This is a genomic window from Paractinoplanes toevensis, from assembly GCF_018332695.1.
GTDB lineage: Bacteria > Actinomycetota > Actinomycetes > Mycobacteriales > Micromonosporaceae > Actinoplanes > Actinoplanes toevensis.
Map to the genome: position 1 here is coordinate 1 of NZ_BOQN01000221.1, position 891 is coordinate 891.

At 64.4% G+C, this 891-nt stretch carries 2 protein-coding genes; both read left to right on the plus strand.

The annotated features are described in order from the left end of the window. Positions 1-711: sulfate adenylyltransferase subunit CysD (cysD, locus tag Ato02nite_RS50720; protein WP_213013932.1), on the plus strand; the 711-nt coding region annotated here is incomplete at its 5' end. Further along, positions 711-891: GTP-binding protein (locus Ato02nite_RS50725; protein ID WP_246608262.1), on the plus strand; the 181-nt coding region annotated here is incomplete at its 3' end. The genes cysD and Ato02nite_RS50725, both read left to right, overlap by 1 nt.

Here is an 891-nt window from a genome sequence, read left to right on the forward strand (position 1 = left end):
ACGGGCCACAACTTCCCCGAGGTTCTCGAGTATCGCGATACGCGGGTGGCGACGCTGGGTTTGAGTCTGGTGGTGGCCAGTGTGCAGGAGGCGATCGATACCGGGATGGTGCGGGAGTTGCCGGACGGTACGCGTAACCGGATCCAGACGCCGGTGTTGCTGGCGGCGGTGGAGAAGTACCGGTTTGATGCGTTGTTCGGTGGTGCCCGCCGGGATGAGGAGAAGGCGCGGGCGAAGGAGCGGATGTTCTCCTTCCGCGACGATTTCGGTCAGTGGGATCCGAAGAACCAGCGCCCGGAGTTGTGGGCGTTGTACAACGGCAAGCATCATCCGGGGGAGTCGATCCGGGTGTTCCCGCTGTCGAACTGGACCGAGTTGGATGTGTGGCATTACATCGCCCGGGAGAACATTCCGTTGCCGGCCATCTATTACGCGCATGAGCGTGAGGTGGTGGAGCGGGACGGCATGTTCTACGCGGTGAACGAGTTCATCCACCTGCGTGAGGGGGAAACCTCGGCGGTGCGTCGGGTCCGCTACCGGACGGTGGGGGATGCGTCGCAGACGGCGGCGGTGTTGTCGGATGCGGACACGGTGGAGAAGGTGATCGCTGAGGTCGCCGCGACCCGGATCACCGAGCGGGGAGCGACCCGCGGGGATGACAAGGTGTCGGAGGCGGCGATGGAAGACCGTAAGCGAGAGGGCTACTTCTGATGAGCCAGGCCATCCTGCAGGCCGAGGCGGCGCCGGCGCAGCACATGGATCTGTTGCGGTTCGCCACCGCCGGTAGTGTCGACGACGGTAAGTCGACGCTGATCGGCCGGTTGCTGTATGACACGAAGTCGATTTTCGCTGATCAGTTGGATGCGGTGGAGGCGGTCAGCGCGGCCCGCG